Below are 21720 nucleotides of genomic sequence, written 5' to 3' on the forward strand. Positions count from 1 at the left end.
CGTCCCGGCGAACGCCCCGCTCGCTACTGGTTGGCGAACCAGCCGAATCCGGCTCCGGGCTGTCCGTTCTGACCCGGCTCCGACAGCGCTCCGGCGCCGGAGCCCAGCATCGTGCGCGTGAGCTGTTCGCGTGAGTCCATCAGGCGTGCGAGCTCAGCGGCCAGGTCTTCGTCGGCCGGCTTCCGCTCGTCCTGGGCGGCCCGGAGGACGGTGCGCCTCATCAGCTCCTTCGCGAACGATCCCGTGGTCCCGTCGGCGCTGTCGGCCGCGTCATCGAGCGCCGCATCGGTGAAGGGCAGGTTCTGCGCGTAGCGGCGGAACAGCCGGCGCCGCTCGGCTACCGCGGGGAGCGGCACCTCGACGGCCAGATCGACGCGCCCCGGACGCTCGGCGAGCGCCCGCTCGAGCACTTCCACTCGGTTCGTCGTCATGACGAAGGCCACGTCGGCATCGCCGTCGAGGCCGTCCAAGGCGTCGAGCACCTCGAACAGCAGCGGCTGCGGAGAGGCATGCCGTTCCATCGCGACGAGATCGATGTCTTCGAGCACGACGATCGACGGTTGGAAGGTGCGCGCGATCTCGGCGGCGGCGCTGACGAATCGGATGCTGGACCCGGTCAGCACCACGGCGGTCGTATCGGGCGTGGCGGTGAGAAGGTGGCGGACAGTAAGCGTCTTTCCGGTTCCCGGCGGTCCGTACAGCAGCACACCCCGCTTGAGGTGCTGGCCGGCGCTCTGCAGCGCGTCACGGTGTGCGCCGATCGTGACGACGTGCTGGAGCACCTCCTGAAGCACGCCCTCGGGGAGGACGATGTCGTCGGAGGCGACGGAGGGTCGCGTCACGAACGTCGCGCCCGCATCCCGGCCGTATTCGGTCGCCTGGAAGGAGAGCACCTGGCCGCGGAGGACGCTGCGCTCCACCATCGTGCGCCGCAGGGTCTCGAGGAAGCGCGTCACCATGGCGGGATCCACGCCCATCACCTCGACCGTGGCACTCTGCCGGCCGTATTGGGGCGCGGCGGCGCGCTGGGCCACGGCGATCGGTGCGCCGTCGAAGCGCAGCAGCCGGATGCCGAGCGACACCACTCGTCTGCTCGAGTCCGGGCCGGTGGCCCGCTCGGCGTAGTCGACCGGCCCGGCGGCGTATCGGATGTGACTGCCGATCACGAACTCCGCCAGCCCCTGATGGTGCCTCTGGTCGCCGCCGGTGATGCCGAGGAGTCGGCCCTCGCCCTCTCCCGCGAGCGCCTCGAGAGCGAGGTCGGCGTCGACCAGGCGGTGGTCGGCGATGTGCTCCACCACGACCGAGACCTGTGCCGCATCGGTTCCGAGATGTTCACTGATCAGGTCGCCCAGCGGTGTTCGGGTGGCGAGCGTCTCCTGGTGCGCCAGTTCGTTCACGCGCTGGAGGTAGCCCGATACCGCCCGCATCACTTCCCGGTCAACGTCAGTCAGCATGCCTTCGAACCTCTCACGGATCCGTGGTGCTGCACGAAGATTCAGCGCAGTGTCTGGAAGAACTGACGGATGTCGGAGGCGAGCAGGTCGGGTTCTTCATGAGGAGCGAAATGACCGCCCCCGGGGCAGATAGAAGAAGACCGCGACGAGGAATGTGCCGAGGAGGCTGACGCCACTGCTTGGGAGGCGTCGCACATTACCCGATGACCCGGGTGCGTGAGAAGTCTCAATTGGCAATCGACGTCTGCTCATAGGCTCGACGTGCACGTTCTCGATCGACCCTCCCCCGGGCCGAGAGCCTCTGTGCCGCGCGGACTGCGGATGACGTCCCGCTTCGACCTGCAGTGGTCGAAGCGGGACGTCCACGGATCACCGGGTGCAAGGGTGATCTGGGCAGGGATCCCCTCGGCTCCATAGGGGGCGAGGACGAGGGGACCCCAGGTCCGCCGTGACACTATGAGGGGGATCTCGGCCGTCGGAGGACTGCCCTGACTGTAACCCCCAGGATGCATCGCTGTATCGGGGACTACCCCGATATCACGCCCCGGAACCCCGGAAGCTTCGCCCGGGAAGCGCCGGTCTCATTCGGCCAGTTGCGGGAAGACCCAGCTGCCGTCAGTGATCTCGGGGCGCGGCCGATAGAGCCGCACGAGGTAGTTCCATCCGTCGGTGAGGGGGATCGCGTTCGGCGTTCCTGCCGGGTAGTCGCCGAACCGCACCGTCGTGGAGCCGTCGGGGTTCTTGACGCCGGTGATGTTGTTGACGGTATAGGCGTCGCGGTCGTTGGGCTCGAAGAACCCCTGCCCGTTGTACACCGAGATCGACCAGAACCCGTCGACCGGCACATCTCCCACGGTGAGCTCGTACTGTCCGACCGGCAGTCGAGGATCCACACCGATGTACGAGGCTTCGCTGGTCGGCAGGCCGCCCCAGCCGGCCGCGGTCCCGATCAGGTGCCGTACCGGCCAGACTTCGTCCTTCCTGCCGAACATGTGGTCGAAGCCGGTCAGATCGCGTGCGAGCGAGAGCAAGGCATTCCGGGTCTCGTCGAACGAGACCGTGTCGTACTCCGGATACGGGAACGGCTCGGCGGATCGGCTGCTCAGCGTGATCTGATCCTGCAGCGCCGTCACTGCGGCGATGTCCTCTGGGTCTGCCGGGTCGACCAGGATCCGCACTGCGACGACAACGTAGCGGCCTCCGAGTTCGTCGGCGGCGAGCTCGTAGACGCCCGCGTCGTGGAAGACGGCTTCCACGAAGTGGTCTTCGCTGACGACCATGACCGACAGATACCGCTCTCCGGGATCGGGAAGCGTGAGCGTCGCGCCGGCAGCGAGGTCGACGACAGCGAAGCTGTAGAGCGTGTCTCGGTTCAGCCGGATGACGGTCTGGTTGTCGATCGCGGCCGGCTCGCGATTGTGCAAGAACCGGTTGACGCCGCCGGAGCTCTCCTGCAGATCGTGGAACATCCGATCCGTCTCAGCACGAACGAAGTTGTCAGCATTCACCCGGATGGCCACGCCGCGATCCTCCCACAGGGCCGGCCGACATCGCCACGCCCCGGTATCAACGACAGCGATCACCGACTCCTCCATGATGTGCTCACGCACATCACCGACCGAATGAAAGGCGACATCATGGCAATCAACGACGGGGCCGACGCGACCGAGACGACCGGGCCCACGAAGACGGGACCCTTCGTCATGCTGGTCAACGCCGATGGCACTCCCTTCGTCGGATACGACGAGAACGGCGGCGGCATCGGCGGACACCTGCTCGGTCAGGTCTGTCACAACCACGTGCTCACCGAGGTCTACGCGGACTTCGATGGCGAGGGCCACCTCGCCGGCATGCACACCCACGACGTCGGCAGCTGCTGAGCCGGGATTCGCCGGCGATGCCGCGAGCTTACGGCCGTCCCATGCCGTAGTACGTCCATCCGGCGTCCCGCCAGGCCGCGGCGTCGAGCCCGTTGCGGCCGTCGATGACTACGCGGCCGGTGGCGAGGGTCGATGCGTGTTCGGGGGCGAGCTCGCGCCGGTACTCGTCCCACTCGGTGACGAGGATCAGCGCGTCCGCACCGCGGATGGCCTCGTCGCGGTCGGCGACGTAGTTCAGCTGCGGGTGCAGGCGTTCGGCGTTCTCGAGCGCTGCCGGGTCGGTGATCGTGACCCAGGCGCCCAGACCGTGCAGGCGCACCGCGACATCGAGGGCGGGGGAGTCGCGGATGTCGTCGCTGTGCGGCTTGAAGGCTGCGCCGAGCACGGTGATGTTCTTCTTGAAGACGGAGCCGCCGAACGCGCCCACGACCAGGTCGACGGCGCGATCGCGTCGCCGCAGGTTGATGGCGTCGACTTCGCGGAGGAACGCGACGGACTCGCCGCGGCCGAGTTCTTCCGCGCGGGCGGAGAAGGCGCGGATGTCTTTGGGGAGGCAGCCGCCGCCGAAGCCGATGCCGGCGCCGAGGAAGCGGCGGCCGATGCGGGCGTCGTGGCCGATCGCGTCGGCGAGCTGGGTGACGTCGGCTCCGGTCACTTCGGCGATCTCGGCCATCGCGTTGATGAACGAGATCTTGGTGGCCAGGAATGCGTTGGCGGCGACCTTCACCAGCTCGGCGGTGGCCAGGTCGGTGACGATGAACGGGGTGCCCTTGCCGACCGCCGGGTGATACACCTCCCGCAGCACGTCGGCCGCGGTCTCGCCGGGCTCACCCGCGGGAACGCCGACGACGAGCCGGTCCGGGTCGATGGTGTCCTGCACCGCCCAGCCTTCGCGCAGGAACTCCGGGTTCCACACCAGCGTCGCGCCGGTGGCCTCCACGCGCGGGGTCAGGTCGGCGGCGGTCCCCACGGGAACCGTGGACTTGCCGGCGACGATGTCGCCGGGCGAGAGGTGCGGGAGCAGGCCGTCGATCGCGGCGTTGACGTAGGTGAGGTCGGCGGCGTACCCGTCCTTCTGCTGCGGGGTGCCGACACCGACGAAGTGCACCTTCGCGCCGGCCGCCTCGGCCATATCGGTCGTGAACCGCAGGCGCCCCGAGGCGATGCCCTCGGTGAGGATCTCCTGCAGCCCGGGCTCGAAGAACGGCGCCTCACCCTTGGACAGGGTCGCGATCTTCCGCTCGTCGACGTCGATACCGACCACATCGTGACCGATCGACGCCATCGCTGCCGCATGCACGGCTCCGAGGTACCCGCAGCCGATGACAGACAGACGCATGGAACTCCTTCACTGGGGGAACGGCCCCGACCGGGGACACTCCGTCCTATCACACCGATATTTCACTTCTGTCACGCACGTCACGCATCCGCGTGGTGGTGCGAGCCCTCCGATAGCCTCTCAGCGCCAGGGCTCGGCGCAAGAATCGGGTGACCCCGTCCTGCAGCGTCCAGACCCGGAGAAGGCCCGCTGCGCGATAGGTCGCGACCGCGAAGGCCTGCACGACGCCGCCCCGGTCGCGCGCGGCGATCGACCGCTGGCCGGCAGCGAGCACGCGGTTGTACGGCGGCGGGATCTCGACGAGGGATCCGAGCTGCGTCGGGCGCTCCCCCCAGCGCTGTTCGAGATCCCACACGGCATGCCCGCGCACTTCGCACTCCCGCATATACGCGCGCAGTCCCCGAGAGTGATGATGGGCGGCGCGGGCCGCGTCGTCGAATTCCGCCGTCGCTCCCAGAGCGAGAAGCCGGATGCCGAGATCCAGGTCCTCGTTGTAGTCGAGGCGTTGCGATGGCTTGGCCGCCTCGGCCCGCTCGTAGAGGTCGCGCGGCATGCTCACGTTGCCGCCCCAGAGCGATCGAAGAATCGTCTCGGACCCGCTCCGGCGCCACACTCGCACCTGCGCCTCGTAGTCCCGCGCATATATATAGGACGGGGCGTCATCCCGAGAGCGGCGCCGCGGCAGCGCGACGGGCATGTATCCCTGCAGCACACGGTCACCGCCGTCGGCATGGAAGGACCGGTGCGTGGCCACTAGGTTCTCACCCGGGATCACGTCGTCGTCGACGGCGAGCACGACGTCACCGCGGGCGTGGCGCAGACCTTCGATCCGCGCGAGTGCGAGGCCGACGTTCGCGGGAAGCTCGATGACGCTGAGGCGGTCGTCCGGCGGAGGCAGGATGTCGCGCCATCCGGGATGCGGGCCGTCCAGCACGACGATGATCTGATCGGCCCCCTGCCGGCGATACTCCGAGACGAGCGGCGGCAGTCGCTCCAGCCGGTGGAAGGAGGGCAGGACGACCGCCACCGACGGCGGCGCCGAGCTCATGCGAGCGGTCTGCCGGTGTCGGGCAGCCCGGTCATGAGCTCGTACATGCGCCCCACCGTCGCCTCGACGTCGGCGCTGGCGGCCATATTGGCTCCGATGAACAGCTGGCCGCGATACATGATGCCTGCCGCGGCGAGACTGTCGCGCCCGAGGCTCGCGGGGAACGGCGCGACGTCGGTGATCTCCGCGCCGCAGAAGTAGCGAGGTCGCGAGACCCAGGGCAGTAGGGTGCTGTAGCCGATGGCGAAGCCCGGAACGGGCGGGTAGGGCTTGTCATCGTCGCGGTCCTCGACCTGCTGGTGCACCGAGCGGACGGTCGCGGCGATGTCGGCGTCGGCGTCGCCGTACACCTCCATGTCGCGCACGTGGTTGCGGATGTGCGGCTCGGCGGAAGAGTGGAACGACACCGGGAACCGCAGGCTCACCACGCGCTCATCTCCGCTCCAGGCGCCGATGATCGCGGAGACCTGCAGGTCGCTCAGCGTCCCGCCCAGCTCCCGAGCCCGCCGCCCGGCGAGTGCGGCGTCGAGTGTGCGGTAGGCGGAGTGCCGCGGCGGGAGCGCGGCGGCACGCGCCGCCTCGCCGCCCCGGCCGTACCGCACGGGCAGCGTCAGCCGCGCTGCCACGCGTCGCACGCGGCGCAGGAACGGCTTGCTCCGATAGGACCGCCACGCCGTGGCGACCGAGCCCTCGCGGGACCACCACTGAGACAGGGCGAGGAACGGCAGCTGCCACGAGCGCGCGGGACGGACGCCGGCGAACGGGTCACGCGGCTCCGGGAGCACGTCCTCCGGCTTCGCCTGCGTCACCGTGGAGAACATGCGCATGCCTGACAAGCCGTCCAACGAGGCGTGGTGGAACATCATGCCGACGGCGACGCGACCATCCGTCAGCGGCGTGATGCGCATCCGCCAGAGCGGGTGCCGCTCGGAGAAGACGGGATCCTCCGATCCGGAGAGGCGGCGGAGGTCGGCGGTCGCGAAGTCGACGCGCTCGTCCGAGAAGATGAGGTGACGCTCGAGGTCGAAGGCGTCATCCGGAACCCACGCCGGCGGCGTCAGGCCGAGGAACGAACGCTGCAGCCGCAGGCGGAAAGTAGCATGGCTCGCCATCGAGGCGGCGACGTAGGCACGGATCTTCTCGCGATCGAGCGTGCCGTCCTCTCGCAGAAGGGGAGCGCCCTCGGCGATGAACAGCCCGGGAACCTGCATGTTCTCGAAAGAGATGTGGTTCGAGACGTAGCCCTCTTCCCAAATCTGCATGAACTCGGCGTGGGTGCGGGGCGCCTGCGCCGGTTCGGCGGGGGCGCGACCGTCGGGGTCGTTACGGCGGACATGGCTGCTCCTCAGACGGTCAGGTGGGCGTGAGAACGCAAGACGCGCTCAGTGTGGATATCGGTGCGGATGACAGCGCCGCCGACGAGTGCGAGGCCGGTCACGACGGCATCGCCGCCGTCGATGACGGCGAGGTGGCCCATGGCCGAGCATCCGTTCGGGGCACTGGGCACAGCAGTGCCGAGGCTTCGGAAGTCGCGGGCGAGTCCCTCGCCGCTGGCCTTGACCACGGCTTCTTTCGCAGTCCAGAGCGAGGCGAGGAAGAGCTGTCGCTCATCAGGCGGAAGGTTCGACGCACCCCGCAGTTCCTCGGGAGTGCACATCCGGCGTCTGAGGGCGCGCGAGTCGAAGGCCGTGAACGGCGCGCGTTCGATGTCGGCGCCGACCCGTGCTCCCTCCGCCACCGCGACCAGGACGGCCGCGCCGCTATGCGAGACGCTGAAGTCGGCGTCCGGATCACCGGCGAAACGGGGTTTGGTGCCGGTATCGACGCGTTCGATGCCTCGCCATGCGAAGAGCCGACGACGCCGCACGATGTCCTCGACCCAGGCGCGCGCCAGCCGTGACGGCGTGACGCCCGCATCCGAAGCGCTGCCGAGTCGCCAGTACACCCGGCGACCGGCGAGCACGCTCTCCCCCTCGATCACGGTCCGGCTGCGTCAGGGGCCGTCGACGCGAGCGGCGAGACCGTCGGCCAGGTCGCCCAGGGTCTGGTAGTCGGCGAAGAAGGTCGGATCGATCGCCACGCCGTACGCGTCTTCGATGTCGCCGCACAGTGTCAGCACGTAAATGGAGTCGAGTCCCAGCTCGGCCAGCGGCGCGTCCACCGTGATGGTGGCAGGGTCGACCTGGTCGTAGAACGTGATGCGGTCGATCAGCCATGCAGCCATGGGCGAGACGGTGGCCTCAGTCGTTGCGGCGGAAGTGGTGCTCTCGGTCATGTCGGTCTCCGGATTTCTGATGGGTGAGGGTCGAGGTCTATGAGATGGTTCACGGAGTCGTAGTGGAGGGGTGAGAGAAGTGCCGGGCCGGCCGGTGTTCGGGGAATGGGAATGACCGGCCCGGCGGGTTTCGTCAGGCGACCGTCAGGGCAGGACGGAAGCCGGACGAGTAGATGGTGGGGAGCGTGCCGTTCTCGATCGATGCTCGAGTCGGGGTGCGCCGCACCTTGCCGGTGGGTGTGCGAGGAAGGGTGCCGGCGGCCACGAAGGCGACGGCGAGCGAGGGAAGCGAGATGCGCGTCATGAGGGCGTCGCGCAGACGGACGGCGAGGTCGTCGAGGCTCTCGCCCGACTCCGTGAGCGCCTCATCGTCGACTTCGAGGACGATGCCGACGACGGAGGGGTGGCCGCTGAGCTCGAAGCAGGCGCCGATTCCCACGGCGGGCGAAACCGTCCGCGCGGCGGCCTCGATGTCTTGCGGGTACAGGTTGCGGCCGCGGACGATGATCATCTCCTTGAGGCGACCGGTGACGTAGAGCTCGCCGTCGAGAACGGCCGCCAGGTCACCGGTGCGCATGAACGACCCGTCGTATCCGTCGAGCGTGTGGCCGAACGTCTCGGCCGTGGCGTCGGGTCGGCGGAAGTACCCGGGCGACACCATCGGCGACGACACCCAGATCTCTCCGACCGAACCCTCTGGGACGGGGAGGAAGGTGTCGGGGTCGACGATCACGACAGTCGTCTCGTCGGTGGTGCGCCCGCACGACACCCATTCGACGCTTCCCTCGCCCTCGGCCGGCACGAGACTGCCGGACTCCAGCGCGACGCCGTCGAACCGGCGCACCGTCAGATCGTCGCCAGCGAACTTCCCCGCGATCATGTTCGACTCGGTCATGCCCATCACGGGGGCGATCATCTTCTCGGTGATACCGGCGGGGGCGAACCGCTCGACGAATGCTCGCACCGTCTCGGGACGCACCGGCTCGCTGCCGGAGAAGAGCGCCTTCATGCTGCTGAGGTCGAGTTCGGCGATCTGCTCATCGGTGGCGAGCTGCGTGCAGAGGGCGAAGGCGAAGTTGCCGGCCGCGCTCATCGTCGCCTTGTGCTTGCTCATGAGCTGCAGCCAGAAGACGGGACGGCGCTGGAACTGCTCGGTCGTGGTGGCCACCGCGTTCGCGCCGTTCACCGCCGGGATGACCACCTGCATCATCAGTCCCATGATGTGGTGCATCGGCGCCCACCCGACGAGGGTGGCAGTCGGGCTGCTGTCCCAGATGACGTTCGCCGCCTCGGCGGTCGCGCCTACCGTCCCGTGCGTGGCGATGACCCCCTTCGGGTCGCCGGTGGAGCCGGACGTGTAGAGCAGGTAGGCGATGGTGTCGGCATCGATCGCCGGTGCGACCCAGGCCTCGGCGTCGCCGTCGGCGAGCAGGTCTTCAAGGAGCAGGACGGGGACGCCGAGGGCTTCGGCGTCGAGCCGGGCGAGGACGCTGGCGTCGGTGAGGAACACCGACGCTTCGGCCGCCTTCGCCATGCCGGCGATGCGCTCGCCGATCGCGGCGCCGGTGCCGTAGCCGGCGACGGGCGCCGGGATGAACGCCAAGCCGGCGTACAGCGCGCCCCACGCGGCATCCGCCCACTCGAGGCCCGTGCTCAGGCCGATCACCACCATGTCGCCGGTCTTGTAGCCGAGGGTCATGAGCGCGTCAGCGACCGTCCGCGCGTTGCGCTCGAGGTCGGTGTAACTGCGGTAGCGGGTCTCGTCGGGGGTGTCGTAATAGAGGATGCCGTGGGTGTCACCGACGTTCTCGGCTGTCGCGTGAAGCCGGTCGACGAGGGTCATGCTCGATGCGTTCATGTCGTGCTTCTCTCGAATCGGTGGAGCAGGGTGGATGGTCAGGACGGCGCGATCGCCGCGATGGGCTGCCGCGTGTCGGGAAGGGATTCGGCGGCGCGGGCACCGGGATCGGCCCCGGATCGTTCGTCGGGGGGACCGAAGAGAGCGGGACGCGCTGTCGGGTAGCCGCTGCGCCAGTCGCGCCGGCGGTGCCAGACCTCGGCCCACATCGGGTTGCGGCTGCGCAGCAGTGCGCCCAGCTCGAGAAGTCGGATGCCGACGGCACGCGCCGGCCGTGCCCACGAGGTGTGCAGCACTGTGGCCTTGCCTGCCATCACCATGCACATCTTGCGTCCGGTCGACGCGGTGGAGCCGCCGACGTCGTGGATGATCGTCGCCGACGGGACGACGACGGGGTACAGGCCACGCCGGCGTGCCCGGTGGGAGAAGTCCGCGTCTTCGCCGTACAGGAAGAACCGCTCGTCCATGCCACCCAGCCGGTCCCAGTTCGCGCGCGATGTGAGCAGGAGGCATCCGGTGATCACCGGCACCTCGCGAACGGTGTCGCGCTGCCAGCGTCCGAGAGACTCCGGATCGAACAGGCGGGAGCGCTTGAACACGGTGGACAGGCCGGTGGCGAAGCACATCAGCGACCACAACGACATCGCGCCCCAGCAGGAGCTCGGGTCGGTCGAGCCATCCCGGCGCAGAGTCCGACCGCCGTACAGTCCGAACAGCGGATGGGTGCGAGCGAACGCGAGCAGTGCGTCGATCGCTCCCGGCAGCACCTCGGTGTCGGGATTGAGGAGAACGATGTTCGGAGCGGCACTGTGCGCGGCGCCCAGATTGACACCGGCGGCGAACCCGAGGTTCTCGCCCGCTGCGATGACGTGGATGTCGGGGAAAGCCTGGCGCAATGCGTCGACGCTGCCGTCGGACGAGCCGTTGTCGACGACGACCACGTCGAGGAGGGCCGTGGTGTTCTCGCGCAGCGACCGCACCGCGGCGATGGTCTCGTCACGGGTGTTGAAGTTCACGATGATCACGGCAGCGACGGGTGCGGAGCTCATGCGGCACCTTCTTCCGCGAGGGCGGAGCCGCCGCGCCACCCGATGATCCGTGCCGGGACGCCTCCGACGATCGCACCCGCCGGGATGTCCTTGGTGACGACGGCACCGGCGGCGACCACCACGCCGTCGCCGATGGTCACTCCCGCGAGCACCACGGTGTTGGCGCCGAGCCACACATCGCGTCCGATGACGATGTCGCGTTCGATCTTGGGCTGGTCCATGACGAACCGGCCGGGAACGGTGCCGTAGTTCGATGCCGTGATCGTGACGTGCGGGGCGAGCAGGCACTTCTCGCCGAGGGTCACGCGACCGGTGCTGTTGCCCGCCCAGATGATGCTCTGCTCGCCGATGTGCGTGCCGTCGCCGAGCGTGATGCGTTCGGCGTTGCGGAACGAGACGTTCGGCGCGAAGGTCACGTCGCGACCCCGGTTCAATCGCCCCACCTGCTGGACATGCGAGTACGACGCGAAGTGGAGGAGGCGGAACGCCTGCGCGTAGGTGCGGGGGTTGAGGAGCGAGCGCGCGACGCCCGAGAGTTTCCCGTTCATGCCGGCTGCCCTTCTGCGCGGACAACGCCGCTCGAGTCGCTGTCGCTCGGATCGTCGACCCGCACGGCCGTCGGGGGGATACGGTCGACGAAGTTCCCTCCGCTGATCGGCAGCTGGCGACCCTCGCGGATGCCCGCGCCGATGCCACGGAAGTACGCGCGCTGCCCGTCGCGGCCCCGCGCGCTGTGGCGCCGGCGCAGGTACCTGACGGCGCTGCGACGGAAGACGACCGAGGCCAGCGACGCTCCGTGGACCGGATGCGTCCGCATCCACTTCGCGAGCATCGCGCCGATCCCGCGCCCGTAGTTCTCGTTCAGCGCCACATAGTCGTGGTCGTCGCGCGTGTTCAGGTGCATCACGACCGATGCCGCGACGCGTGCGATCTTGCCGCCCTCGCGCAGGAGCCGGCAGAACGCGTCCATGTCCTCCGCTCCGCCGAAGCGGCGTCCCGCGCCGAGCAGGGGATCGAAGCCGCCGGCCGAGAGCAGCTCGGCGCGGCGGAAGGCCATCAATGCACCGTGGCCTGCATCGAGACCGCTCGACACCCTGCGCAGCACATCGACAGTCGGCACGGGCGGAAGCGAGTGGTCGGCGATGTCTTGCAGTCGTCCCGTCGCCCCGACGATCGCCGGCTCGGCGAAGGGGGCGAGAAGCGGGGCGAGGAATCCCGGATCGACGGCGCAGTCGTCGTCGGTGAAGACCACGATCGAGCGGCGGGTGCCCGAGAGGCCGACGTTCCGTGCGATCGAGAGACCGGGGATGTCGCAGCGGATGTAGCGGACGCCGGCCGACGCGGCGACCTCGCGGGTCGCCGCGTCCGCCGACGCGGAGTCGACGACGATGATCTCGGCGCCACCCGCGGCAGCCCGCAGAGCGTCGAGCGCGTTCGCCAGCATCGCTGCGCGATCACGTGTGCACACGACGATCGCCGCGTCTGATGCCGTCGGTCGTCCCGCGTTCGAACGCGGGACGCGGAGGTTCGACTCCACCCCAGTTCCTTCCCCGGAAATGCAAGAACGGCGCCGATATTCCCCAGCGGCGCCGTTGACAGAACCCCAGAGTTGCGCCTTTGCGTCGGGCGTGCAAGCAGCTTGGCGATTGTGCGATCGCATTTTCGTTCGTGTTAACACACGCGCAACACGGCGGTGCGACAGTGAGGGTGCGGCCCGGCGTTGTGTCGCCTTCAACGGCGGTCCCTGGGGTACATCGGATCGTCGATGTTCGACTTCGGGGGAGACAACGTCCATGGAACAGCCCACCTATCTTCGGCGACTTCTGAACCAGAAAGTCCTGCTGATCATCGGATTCGTCGTCGCAATCGCCGCCGGGCTCGTCGCAGGCTTCACGATCGAGGACGGCGAGATCACGCCGCGCGCCGACCGGACGTACCTGGCGTCGTCGACGGTGCTTCTCACGCCTCCGCAGTCCAATCTCTTCCAGACCCAGATCCCCGGCACCACCACGGCGCTTCCGCAGCCGGATCCGAACAATCCGGCTGCGCAGCAGGAAGTGGTCGTTCAGGAGCCGATCCCCATCGACCTCGCCGAGAGCGCGATCCTGCTCGCATACATGGCGTCGTCGGACGCCGTCGCCGACGCCGTGCAGGACCGCATCGGCGAGTTCGAGACGGGTGAGGCCATCACCGCCGTGCGCCGCACGACGCAGCCGGCCGGCGACGAGCAGTTCGGCGGACGTCTCGCACTGCCGATCATCGACATCGCCGGCGTCGCCTTCTCGGCCGAGCGCGCCGAAGAGATCGCCGCCGAGGCGACGACCGTGTTCGGCGAGATGATCGCGGCGCAGCAGAACGAGTGGGGCGTCGCGGACGACATCCGCCTGACTCTCGACGAGCTGAATGCGCCGATCGCAGGCGAGCCGGAGGGCGGCAACCCCGCGATCCCGGTCATCGTCGTCGCCGTGGGAGTGTTCCTGCTCTTCATCGCGCTCGCCCTCGTCATCGAAGCGGTGCGCGATCGCCGGCGGCGTCGCGGCACTGATTCAGGGACGGATGACGGCGACCAGGCGTCGCCGGACGACCAGGTCACCGAGCCCGACGCCGACACCTCGCGAACGCACGACTTCGAGGCGGTTCCCGAGGAGGAGAAGGTCCTCGTCGGGGCCGGTTCCGGCTCACCGTCTGGCGAGACCGTGGCCCGTACCGAGGCGGCGGCGGGTGCGTCGCGCCGTCGCAGCCGGACGGCGGACGCCCCTCAGGCCGACGAGGACTTCGACGCCCTCCTGCGCCGCGACGACGCCGACTCGCCGCGCGCGTAGGCGCCGGACATGGTCGATCCCATGACGACCGCCTCGCCGCCCCGGCGGCAGACGCCCCAGGGGCAGACGCCACGGCGGCGGACGAAGCCGCTGGACGTCGTGCTCGCACTCGTCGTCGGCGCCGCGGTCATCGCCGCCATCTTCTTCCTCGATCCGCTCATCGTGGGCGGGGTGCTGCTCGTGACGGCGGGCCTCTTCGTCTTCCGTCGCGCGTTCTTCAACTGGACGACGATGCTCTTCGTGCTGACGGCGGTCGTCCTCCTCGTCCCCATCCGGCGCTATGCGCTGCCGATCAGCGTCGGGTTCGCCCTCGAGCCGTACCGGGTGCTGATCGCGGGTCTGCTCGTGGCGCTCGCGATCGCCGTCTTCCGTCGGGGTACGTCGTCGCTGAAGCCGATCGTGTGGGGCTGGCCGATCGCCATCTTCCTGTGGACGATGTTCGCCTCGCTGATGATCAACGCCGTCACGATCACCGAGGCGGGGCTGATCAACGCGGGCTTCGCCAACATCTTCCAGCTGGCGTTCCTGCTGTCGGTGATCATCCTGACGCGCCAGATGCTCTCCACCGAGCAGGTCACGATGATCCTGCTCAATGTCATCGTGTTCGCCGGCGCGTTCGTGGGCTTCTTCGCGTTCGTGGAGCGCCTGACGCGCCGCAACGTCTTCTTGATGCTGCACGAGTTCCTGCCGCTGACCATCCTGCGCGACGACGCGGAGTCCCTGCGTGCAGGTGGTGGCAGAGCGTACGCGTCGTCGCAGCATCCGATCGCCCTCGCCGTGCTGTTCTGCATGATCATCCCGCTCGCGATCTACCTGATGAAGTACAGCCCGTGGCCGCGGTTCGCCTTCACCCGCAAGCTGGTCTACACGGCGGCCCTCGGGGCGATGATGGTCGGGATGCTGTCCGCGGTGTCGCGCACCGGGGTCGTGACGCTCGGCGTGATGTTCCTGTTCGTCCTCGTCTTCCGGCCCAAGCTCGCGGGCCTTCTCACGGTGATCGGTCTGCCGATCCTCGTCGTCGTGGGGCTCGTGCTCCCGCAGCTGTTCGAGACCATGGTGCTGTCGCTCTTCGACGTGCAGGGCGTCATCGCCTCGCAGCTCACGAGTCCAGGGATGGCGGGGCAGGGGAGACTTGCCGATCTGCCCGACGCGTTCCGCGAGTTCGGTGAGAACCCCCTCGGTGGTACGGGGCTCGGCAGCCGGATCGTGGTGGGCGATGAGCGCAACGCCCAGATCCTCGACAACCAGTGGCTCGGCACGCTGCTCGAGACCGGCGTGCTCGGGATCATCGGCCTGGGAGCCCTGTTCGTCTGGCCGGTGTTCGTGATGATGCGCTTCGCGCTGCGGTCGTCGGCGCCCGAGAGTCGGCGGTTCCTGGCGTTCGCGATCGCGACCTCGACGGTCGGGTACACCACCTCGATGTTCTTCTACGACGCTTTCGCCTTCATGCAGACGCTGCTGCTGCTGGCGATCCTCTACGCCGTCGCCGCGTGGGCGATGACCGAGGGTCGCGAGACGTGGGAGACGAGAGCGGATGCCGTCGCCCGGGGCGCTGCGGACAGGGTGCCCGCGTGAGCGCGATGAGCGTCGTGATCCCCGCGCACGACGAGGCCGCCGTCATCGAGCGCGCGCTGAAGGGCATCCTCGCCGATCACGGGCGCGATATCGACGTCATCGTCGCGGCCAACGGCTGCAGCGACGAGACGGTGCCGCTGGCCCGCGGCGTGGACGACCGCGTCCGCGTGGTCGAGACCGACACCGCCTCGAAGATCGCCGCGCTCAACCTGGGCAGCGACGCCGTCCGCGCGTACCCCGTCGCCTACGTGGACGCCGATGTGCAGGTGGCCGGATCGCATCTCGTCGCGCTCGCCGCGCGGCTCGCCGACACTCCCGGAGCGCTCGTCGCCGCACCCGCCATGCAGGTGCTGCCGTCGCGATCCTGGTGGGTCCGTCAGTACTACCGGGTGTGGGCGCTCACCGGCTACCGGGCGAGCGGGCACATCGGCTCGGGCGTGTACATGCTGAGCGAGGAGGGCCGTCGACGGTTCGACCGGTTCCCGGACGTGATCGCCGACGACCTCTTCGTGCAGCGCCTCTTCTCGCCCGAGGAGCGCCTGGCACCGCGCGACCTGACGTTCGCGGTGAGCGCCCCCGCGACGCTGCGTGCACTGATCCGGCGGAACACGCGCATCGCCGCCGGAAATCGCCAGCTCGCCGAGCGCTATCCCGACCTCGCGCCGCCGTCCGGGGGCGCGGGCGCGAAGGTGCTGCTGCAACGCGTGTGGCGTCGGCCGCAGCTGTGGGCCGGATTCGCGACGTACTGCGCGGTCTACGCCACGTCGCACCTCCGCGCGCGGCGCCTGCTGGCGCGGCGTGCCCGCATCGCGTGGGGCCGCGACGAGACGACCCGGACGGCCGGGTCGTGAGCTCGACGAACCTCGCGCGCCACGCGAGCCGCGGCATCCTGCTCACGATGGGCGGGCTCTGGGGGCGCGCCGGTCTGCAGATGATCTCGACGATCGTGCTGGCACGGCTGCTCACCCCTGCCGACTTCGGCCTCATCGCGATGGTGGGAGCCGTGATGGGCATCGCCGAGCTCGTGCGCGACTTCGGCATGACGGGCGCGATCATCCAGGCGCAGAACCTCAGCGAACGCGTGTGGCGCAGTCTGCTGTGGCTCTCGGCGGGCATCGGCATGGTGCTGTCGGGAATCGTGGCACTGTGCGCGCCGCTCATCGCGGCGCTGTACGACGAGCCGCGACTCGTGCAGATCACGCTGCTGATGGCGCCCGGCGTTTTTCTCAGCGGGCTCGTCATGCCGCTGCAGGCGCGCGCGACGAAAGAGATGCGCTTCGGCACGCTGGCCTCGCTCGACGTGTCGACGATGGCACTCGGCGTCGTGGTCGGGATCGTCACCGCGTTTCTCGGTTGGGGCTTCTGGGCGCTGGTGGCCATGGCCGGTGCGCAGTTCCTCGTGCGGCTGGTGGTGCTGTGGGCGATCGTCCGCCCGAAGTTCGGCCCGCCTCGCATCGTGAGAGAGACGTGGCCGCTGCTCGGAACGGGCGGCAGCATCTTCGGCGCCGAGCTGCTGGGGTACGCCGAGAAGAACCTCGACAACGTCATCATCGGCGCGACGCTCGGCCCCACGGCGCTCGGCCAGTACTCGCGCGCCTATGCGCTGTTCCTGCTGCCGCTGCAGCAGATGAACGGCCCCCTCGGGCGCGTCGCGCTTCCGGTACTGAGCACCCTCCGGGAAGAGGGCGAGCGCTACCGCCGCTACATCCGCAGCGCCGCCCTGGTGATCGGCTACCTGACGCTGCCGACGTACGCGATCGCCGCGGGAGTCGCCCAGCCGCTGGTCTCCCTGCTGCTCGGACCGAACTGGTCGACGGCGGCCACCATCTTCACCCTCCTTGCGATCGCGGGCTTCGCGCAGGCGATCGGCCGGCTGCGCACCTGGATCTACATCTCGCTGGGGCACTCGCACCGCCAGTTCGTCTACGACCTGGTGGCCCGGCCCCTGATCATCGGCGGCTACTTCTTCGGCATCTGGTGGGGCGGCCTCAACGGCCTGGTCATCACGTACGGCGTGATGAGTCTCCTGCTGCTCGTGCCGGGCTTCGCCTTCGCCATCCGCGGCACGTTCGTGCGAGGAAGTGACATCGCGCTGCCCATCCTGCGCCCCGCCCTGATGGCGATCGTCGCCTTCCTCGCGGCGTACTTCCTCTCGCGCCTGATCCCCACGCCGCTGGCGATCCTCGAGATCCTCGTCGGCTGCGCAGCCGCGCTGGTGTGCGTCGCGCCGCTGTTCCTGATCCCCGGATACCGCAGCGACGTCGCCCTCATCCTGGACTTCGTCAAGCGGGTTCGCGCTCCGAAGACGCCGGCGCAGGAGGCTCAGGCCGAGGCTGTCATCGACGAGGAGCTGCTGCCGGTCGAGCCGCAGACCTTCGCCGAGGCCGCCGAGGCCGAGCCGACCGTCCGGGAGCCGCACGCGCGGATCTCATCGGCGGCGGGTGACGGTCCGCTGCGCCGGGATCTGCGTCCGCGCGACCGGTGAGGCTGGAGCCCCGTCACCACCGCCACAGCGCCGCGAGGGAGGCCTCGTCGTAGTCGGCGAGCTCCTGATGCGACATGATCTCGTCGCGGCTCCACCCGGCGATCGATGCGTCGACCTTCCACCGGCCGGATCCCGACGGCTGCTGCGAGGCGACGGGGGCATAGCTGAGCGTGCTGTTCTCGACCACGGTGAACCCCATCCGTCCGACCGCGCCGGCCACGATGGAATCGTGCAGGCGCACGTCACGGCATCCGCCTGAGAATGCGTTCGGATCGCCATCGTAGTCACCCGGCTGGAGCGGGTAGACCCGCCAGGGCAACTGGCCGCCCAGCACCATGCAGTGACGGTACTCGGCGCTCACGAGCCTGTCGTGCAACAGCATCGCGGCGTTCGACGAACCGTAGTCGACGCAGTCGACGCTGACGAAGGGCCCGAAGGCGCCGTCTCCGGTGCCCTCCAGCTGAACGGTGTCGCAGTGGGCGTCGCTGCCGGCGGGCTTGACGGAGGGACCGAAGACGCATCCGTGCCGGCTGATGTTCGTCATCGCGAACGATTCGGTCGGCCGCAGCCCCGCCGTGTCTTCAGGGTTCTGGCGGAAGCCGAGCACGAGTTCGTAGAAGGCGAGGTCGGCACCGCCGCGAGTGATGTTGGCCGACGAGAAGCGGCTCCAGCCGATCTGGACGCCGGTGCACTGGGTCAGCGCGAGGCCTCCCTCGCTGACGAATCCGAAGAACGACAGCTTCGAGCACTGGTCGAGGCGGATGCCGGCATCGGCGATCCGTACCGACCCGAAGCCGTCGCGAGGGCAGATGACGACGTTGCGCTGCCACTCCGGGTCGCCGATGCCGCCGAGGGCGGGTTGTGAGGACGACTTCGCCCCGGCGCCCGGAAGCTCACCGGGCGCGACGCGCACCATGACACCCGCTGCGACGTCCTCGCGCGTCAGCCGTTTCACGACCCGCGCGATGTCGACCCAGTCGCACTCGGCCTCCACCTCGACCGCGGCGACCTCGCCGAGCCACGGAAGGTCCTCGGGGAAGTGGGTGCCGTTCGGTCCGTACGACGTCGACACCGCCGGCCGGATGCTGGTGCTCTCGCCGCCGGCCGTCGCGGGGGAGGGTGTGGGCGACGGTGTTGCGGAAGGCGTGGTCACGGCTCGCCGTGGAACGGGGGCGCAGGACGCCGTCGCGGCGCCCAGGGTCAGCAGCAGTCCAGCGCTGAGGAATCTGCGGCGGTCGAAAAGCTGGCCCATAGGCCTCCGATCAGCGGAGTGTCTTCACACCCCTGGTGGGAAGCAGAGTGAACTGCGGGGGAACGGTGGTCTGCACGGTACGTCGCGCGGCCTCCTCGATGTCGGTCATCGTGAGGTCTTCGGGCAGGCGAAGGGTCGCGAGATTGCGGCGAGACAGCTCGCGAGCGACCTGCATCTGGTGCCCGTCGATGTGCTCGTGCGCTTCGGCGCGGCGAGGGACGAGGATCGGGTGCTTGCCCGCCTCGAGCGCGGTCAGTGCGGCCCCCACGCCGGCGTGCGTCAGCACCACGTCCGCGTCGCGGATCGCCGCTTTCAACTCGGCGTGCGGAACGCTCGGCCGCGCGTCGATCCCCAGACCGCCCACCTCGGCGTCACCGGTCTGCCACAGCACCTCATCCATTCCGGCCAGCAGCGGCACGGCGGCGGCGATCATCGCGGTGAACGGATACCCCTCCTGCGTGCCGACCGAGACGACGGCGCGACGGGGCCTGCGAGGGGAGCGTTCGGTCGGACCGGGCTCGTACTCGTCGAAGATCGAGCCGCGGTACTGCCAGCGGTCGTCGGCCCACGCCGGGTACTGCGTGTAGGTGCGCACGCCCGGCATCTTCGCGATGATCCTGCCGGTCATCGACGGACCGTCGGCGCGCGCGGCGCTCTCGATGTAGTGGGCCGGGATGCCGCGCATCACGGCCTGCGGCAGAAAGGCCACCGCCGGGCTCGAGCCGGTGCTCACCGCCTCCACGAAGCGGGTGCCCCGGAACACCGACCCCGACATGGCGACGAGCTTTGCGAAGTTCTTGCCGTCGCGCGGTGCGGTGAAGGGCGCGTAGACCACCCGGCGGCCGGCCAGCAGCGACTCGCTCAGGCCATTGCGGAAAGTCACCCAGACCTGCTTCTCCGGCGCGTACCCCAGGCGCTCGGCGAAACCGGCGAGTTGACGAAGGTGGCCTCCGCCGGAACAGACGAGCAGTACATCCCCAGTTGTCATGTGTCATCCCCAGTTCGGGCTCCCGCAGGAGCGTTATGTCGGTCAGCCGCCGATCAGCGACAGGATCTCGGCGTGACGCGTCCCCCACGCATTGGCCTCGATGTACGAGGCCCTCGCCGGTTCCTCCTGAATCCCCATCCCCAATGCGGGATCGATCAGATCGACGAAGTCTGCGACGGTGTCGGCCAGCAGCACGCGCGACCCGAGCCCGTTGACCGGTCGCAGGTCGGTGGCCAGCACCGGGCGGCCCGCGGCGAGGTACTCGTACACCTTGAGCGGGCTCATCGCCTCGGTGAGCGCGGTGCGCCGGTGGGCGAGCAGCGTGAGCTCGGCGTTGCGCAGCACCGCGACGACCTCGCGCCGGCGTACTTCTCCGCGAATGTGGATGTTCGGCCGGTCGCGGAGCGAGCGGATGTAGCCGTGGTCGGGAACGGGCCCGATGAGCACGATGTGCACGTCGGGCCTCGCTGTCGCCAGTGCTTCCAGGCCCTCGATGTCGAGCCGGGAGTCGAGGGTGCCGAGGTACGCGGCGCGCGGCCCCGGGATGCGTTCGAACCACGCCGGCGGTGCGGGCTGGGCGCCGAGCCACTCCGACGGCTCGATGCCGTTGGGCACGACGCGGTGCGGCCCGGTCGGCTCGATCCGGTCGATGATCTCCTGCGAGACGGCGGCGACGGCACGCCCGCTGTCAGCGATGCGCTGATACGCCTCGCGGTACGCCGGCCAGTAGCGTCGCCGCGCCGGCGAGCTGAGCCAGTCGTCGCGCGCGTAGTACAGCGCGCCGTCGGTCCAGTCGAGATCGGCGAAGCCGGCCACCAGCGGGCTCGCCGTGACGAAGGCCGGGCGCTCCAGCCCCGCGCCGTCGGCCGCTCGCCGCACGATCGCCTCGTAGCCGAGATAGACCTTCTCCACCCCCGCCAGGTCGACCGGGTCGGCGCGCGCGATGCGCATCGGGCTGACGTGCCGGAACTTGTCGGTCTGCCGCGCGCGGTGCTGGATGTCGACGAGGGTGCGCGCCCAGCTGGTGACCCAGGAGCGATAGGGGTCGGCCACCAGGATGCGGCGCACGTCGGCACTGTTGATGAGTGCCGAGACGAGCCGGTCGGGCGGGCGCATCATGCCGCGCTTGTGGGCGTCGGCGTACGACTCGTACGAGAAGGTGAAGACGAAGTCGCGCGCGTGGTGCGACGACGCCGGCTTCAGAGGCGATGGCTCGGCAAGCGTCATGGCAGCTCCCTCAGGACTCGTGCGGGGGCGCCGGCCGCGACAGTGCGGTCGGGGATGTCGGAGGTGACGACGCTGTTGGCGCCGACGACGGCGCCCGCGCCGATGGTGACCCCGGGCAGCACGACGCAGTTGTGCCCGAGCCATGCCCCCCGGCGGATGTGCACGGGCGCCACGCGTGACAGCGGCTGGTCGCGGACGAACCGGTCGGGGTCGTCGAAGCCGTGCGAGTGATCGGAGATGTAGCAGCCGCGGGCGAGGGCGACGCCCTCCTCGATCTCGACGCGGTGTACTCCCGAGATCGACGTCTGATTCATGCGCACCCGGTCGCCGATGATGATGTTCGGACCGGGCGACTTCTGCTCGGGCACGATGAGCCAGGATCCGGCCCCGATCAGCACCCGGTCACCGACGGCGATGTGCTGGGCGCCCGACAGCCGGGTCGGCAGCAGGATGCGGGACGAGCTG

19 protein-coding genes and 1 pseudogene are annotated in these 21720 nt (G+C 69.3%); 5 read left to right on the top strand and 15 right to left on the bottom strand.

Annotated features, from left to right (window positions below):
- Window positions 1-23: 23 nt before the first annotated feature.
- Both WYM_RS11360 and WYM_RS11365 read right to left on the bottom strand, forming a co-directional pair.
- Window positions 24-1457 carry an AAA family ATPase gene (locus tag WYM_RS11360; protein WP_019180961.1) on the bottom strand — a complete coding sequence of 478 codons (1434 nt, stop codon included), beginning with the start codon at window positions 1455-1457 and terminating at the stop codon, window positions 24-26.
- Between the two features lie 581 nt (window positions 1458-2038).
- A complete protein-coding gene (locus WYM_RS11365) occupies window positions 2039-2977 on the bottom strand; it encodes a DUF1214 domain-containing protein (protein ID WP_019180962.1) in 939 nt (312 codons plus the stop codon).
- Between the two features lie 117 nt (window positions 2978-3094).
- Here WYM_RS11365 and WYM_RS11370 point away from each other — a divergent pair, with 117 nt between their 5' ends.
- Complete coding sequence (locus tag WYM_RS11370) at window positions 3095-3337, top strand: hypothetical protein (RefSeq protein WP_157525112.1); 243 nt, start codon at window positions 3095-3097, stop codon at window positions 3335-3337.
- Between the two features lie 28 nt (window positions 3338-3365).
- On the opposite strand, the gene WYM_RS11375 is transcribed toward WYM_RS11370, so the two are convergent.
- From WYM_RS11375 to WYM_RS11415, 9 genes are all read right to left on the bottom strand, one after another.
- Complete coding sequence (locus WYM_RS11375) at window positions 3366-4676, bottom strand: UDP-glucose dehydrogenase family protein (protein WP_019180964.1); 1311 nt, start codon at window positions 4674-4676, stop codon at window positions 3366-3368.
- Between the two features lie 49 nt (window positions 4677-4725).
- Window positions 4726-5724 carry a glycosyltransferase gene (locus WYM_RS11380; protein ID WP_019180965.1) on the bottom strand — a complete coding sequence of 333 codons (999 nt, stop codon included), beginning with the start codon at window positions 5722-5724 and terminating at the stop codon, window positions 4726-4728.
- Window positions 5721-6986 carry a wax ester/triacylglycerol synthase domain-containing protein gene (locus WYM_RS11385; RefSeq protein WP_019180966.1) on the bottom strand — a complete coding sequence of 422 codons (1266 nt, stop codon included), beginning with the start codon at window positions 6984-6986 and terminating at the stop codon, window positions 5721-5723. The genes WYM_RS11380 and WYM_RS11385 overlap by 4 nt, the downstream gene beginning before the upstream one ends.
- Window positions 6987-7069: 83 nt before the next feature.
- Window positions 7070-7687 (bottom strand): 4'-phosphopantetheinyl transferase family protein, encoded by a 618-nt coding sequence (locus WYM_RS21110; RefSeq protein WP_192813742.1) that lies wholly within the window; start codon window positions 7685-7687, stop codon window positions 7070-7072.
- Window positions 7688-7717: 30 nt separating this feature from the next.
- Window positions 7718-7999: an acyl carrier protein gene (locus tag WYM_RS11395; RefSeq protein WP_019180968.1), complete on the bottom strand. Its 282-nt coding sequence runs from the start codon at window positions 7997-7999 to the stop codon at window positions 7718-7720.
- Window positions 8000-8132: 133 nt separating this feature from the next.
- Window positions 8133-9857 (bottom strand): fatty acyl-AMP ligase, encoded by a 1725-nt coding sequence (locus WYM_RS11400; protein ID WP_019180969.1) that lies wholly within the window; start codon window positions 9855-9857, stop codon window positions 8133-8135.
- 38 nt (window positions 9858-9895) lie between these two features.
- Window positions 9896-10906, bottom strand: coding sequence for a glycosyltransferase family 2 protein (locus tag WYM_RS20015; protein WP_019180970.1), 1011 nt, complete (start codon window positions 10904-10906; stop codon window positions 9896-9898).
- The gene (locus tag WYM_RS11410) at window positions 10903-11454 is read right to left on the bottom strand and encodes an acyltransferase (protein ID WP_019180971.1); all 552 of its coding nucleotides are present in this window, start codon (window positions 11452-11454) and stop codon (window positions 10903-10905) included. Before WYM_RS11410 ends, WYM_RS20015 begins: the two co-directional genes overlap by 4 nt.
- The gene (locus WYM_RS11415) at window positions 11451-12443 is read right to left on the bottom strand and encodes a glycosyltransferase family 2 protein (protein WP_026059754.1); all 993 of its coding nucleotides are present in this window, start codon (window positions 12441-12443) and stop codon (window positions 11451-11453) included. The genes WYM_RS11410 and WYM_RS11415 overlap by 4 nt, the downstream gene beginning before the upstream one ends.
- Window positions 12444-12699: 256 nt before the next feature.
- Between WYM_RS11415 and WYM_RS11420 the strand changes: the two genes are divergently transcribed.
- The 4 genes from WYM_RS11420 to WYM_RS11435 are packed head-to-tail and all read left to right on the top strand — an operon-like array spanning window position 12700 to window position 17788.
- The gene (locus WYM_RS11420) at window positions 12700-13728 is read left to right on the top strand and encodes a hypothetical protein (protein WP_019180972.1); all 1029 of its coding nucleotides are present in this window, start codon (window positions 12700-12702) and stop codon (window positions 13726-13728) included.
- A 9-nt stretch (window positions 13729-13737) separates the two neighbouring features.
- Window positions 13738-15303: an O-antigen ligase family protein gene (locus WYM_RS11425; RefSeq protein WP_019180973.1), complete on the top strand. Its 1566-nt coding sequence runs from the start codon at window positions 13738-13740 to the stop codon at window positions 15301-15303.
- A 5-nt stretch (window positions 15304-15308) separates the two neighbouring features.
- The gene (locus tag WYM_RS11430) at window positions 15309-16154 is read left to right on the top strand and encodes a glycosyltransferase (protein ID WP_040569290.1); all 846 of its coding nucleotides are present in this window, start codon (window positions 15309-15311) and stop codon (window positions 16152-16154) included.
- Window positions 16151-17788: a lipopolysaccharide biosynthesis protein gene (locus WYM_RS11435; protein WP_157525114.1), complete on the top strand. Its 1638-nt coding sequence runs from the start codon at window positions 16151-16153 to the stop codon at window positions 17786-17788. Before WYM_RS11430 ends, WYM_RS11435 begins: the two co-directional genes overlap by 4 nt.
- 13 nt (window positions 17789-17801) lie before the next feature.
- Here the strand turns inward: WYM_RS11435 and WYM_RS11440 are convergent, their stop codons facing one another.
- From WYM_RS11440 to WYM_RS22530, 4 genes and pseudogenes are all read right to left on the bottom strand, one after another.
- Window positions 17802-19040: a hypothetical protein gene (locus WYM_RS11440; protein ID WP_019180976.1), complete on the bottom strand. Its 1239-nt coding sequence runs from the start codon at window positions 19038-19040 to the stop codon at window positions 17802-17804.
- 10 nt (window positions 19041-19050) lie between these two features.
- A complete protein-coding gene (locus tag WYM_RS11445) occupies window positions 19051-20028 on the bottom strand; it encodes a glycosyltransferase (RefSeq protein WP_040569280.1) in 978 nt (325 codons plus the stop codon).
- 42 nt (window positions 20029-20070) lie between these two features.
- Complete coding sequence (locus WYM_RS20020; RefSeq protein WP_019180978.1) at window positions 20071-21255, bottom strand: glycosyltransferase; 1185 nt, start codon at window positions 21253-21255, stop codon at window positions 20071-20073.
- A pseudogene (locus WYM_RS22530) lies at window positions 21252-21398 on the bottom strand (DapH/DapD/GlmU-related protein); the annotation flags it as partial. The pseudogene WYM_RS22530 and the gene WYM_RS20020, both read right to left, overlap by 4 nt.
- Window positions 21399-21720 lie beyond the last annotated feature (322 nt).

Source organism: Microbacterium yannicii PS01 (assembly GCF_000304335.1).
Lineage (GTDB): Bacteria > Actinomycetota > Actinomycetes > Actinomycetales > Microbacteriaceae > Microbacterium > Microbacterium yannicii_A.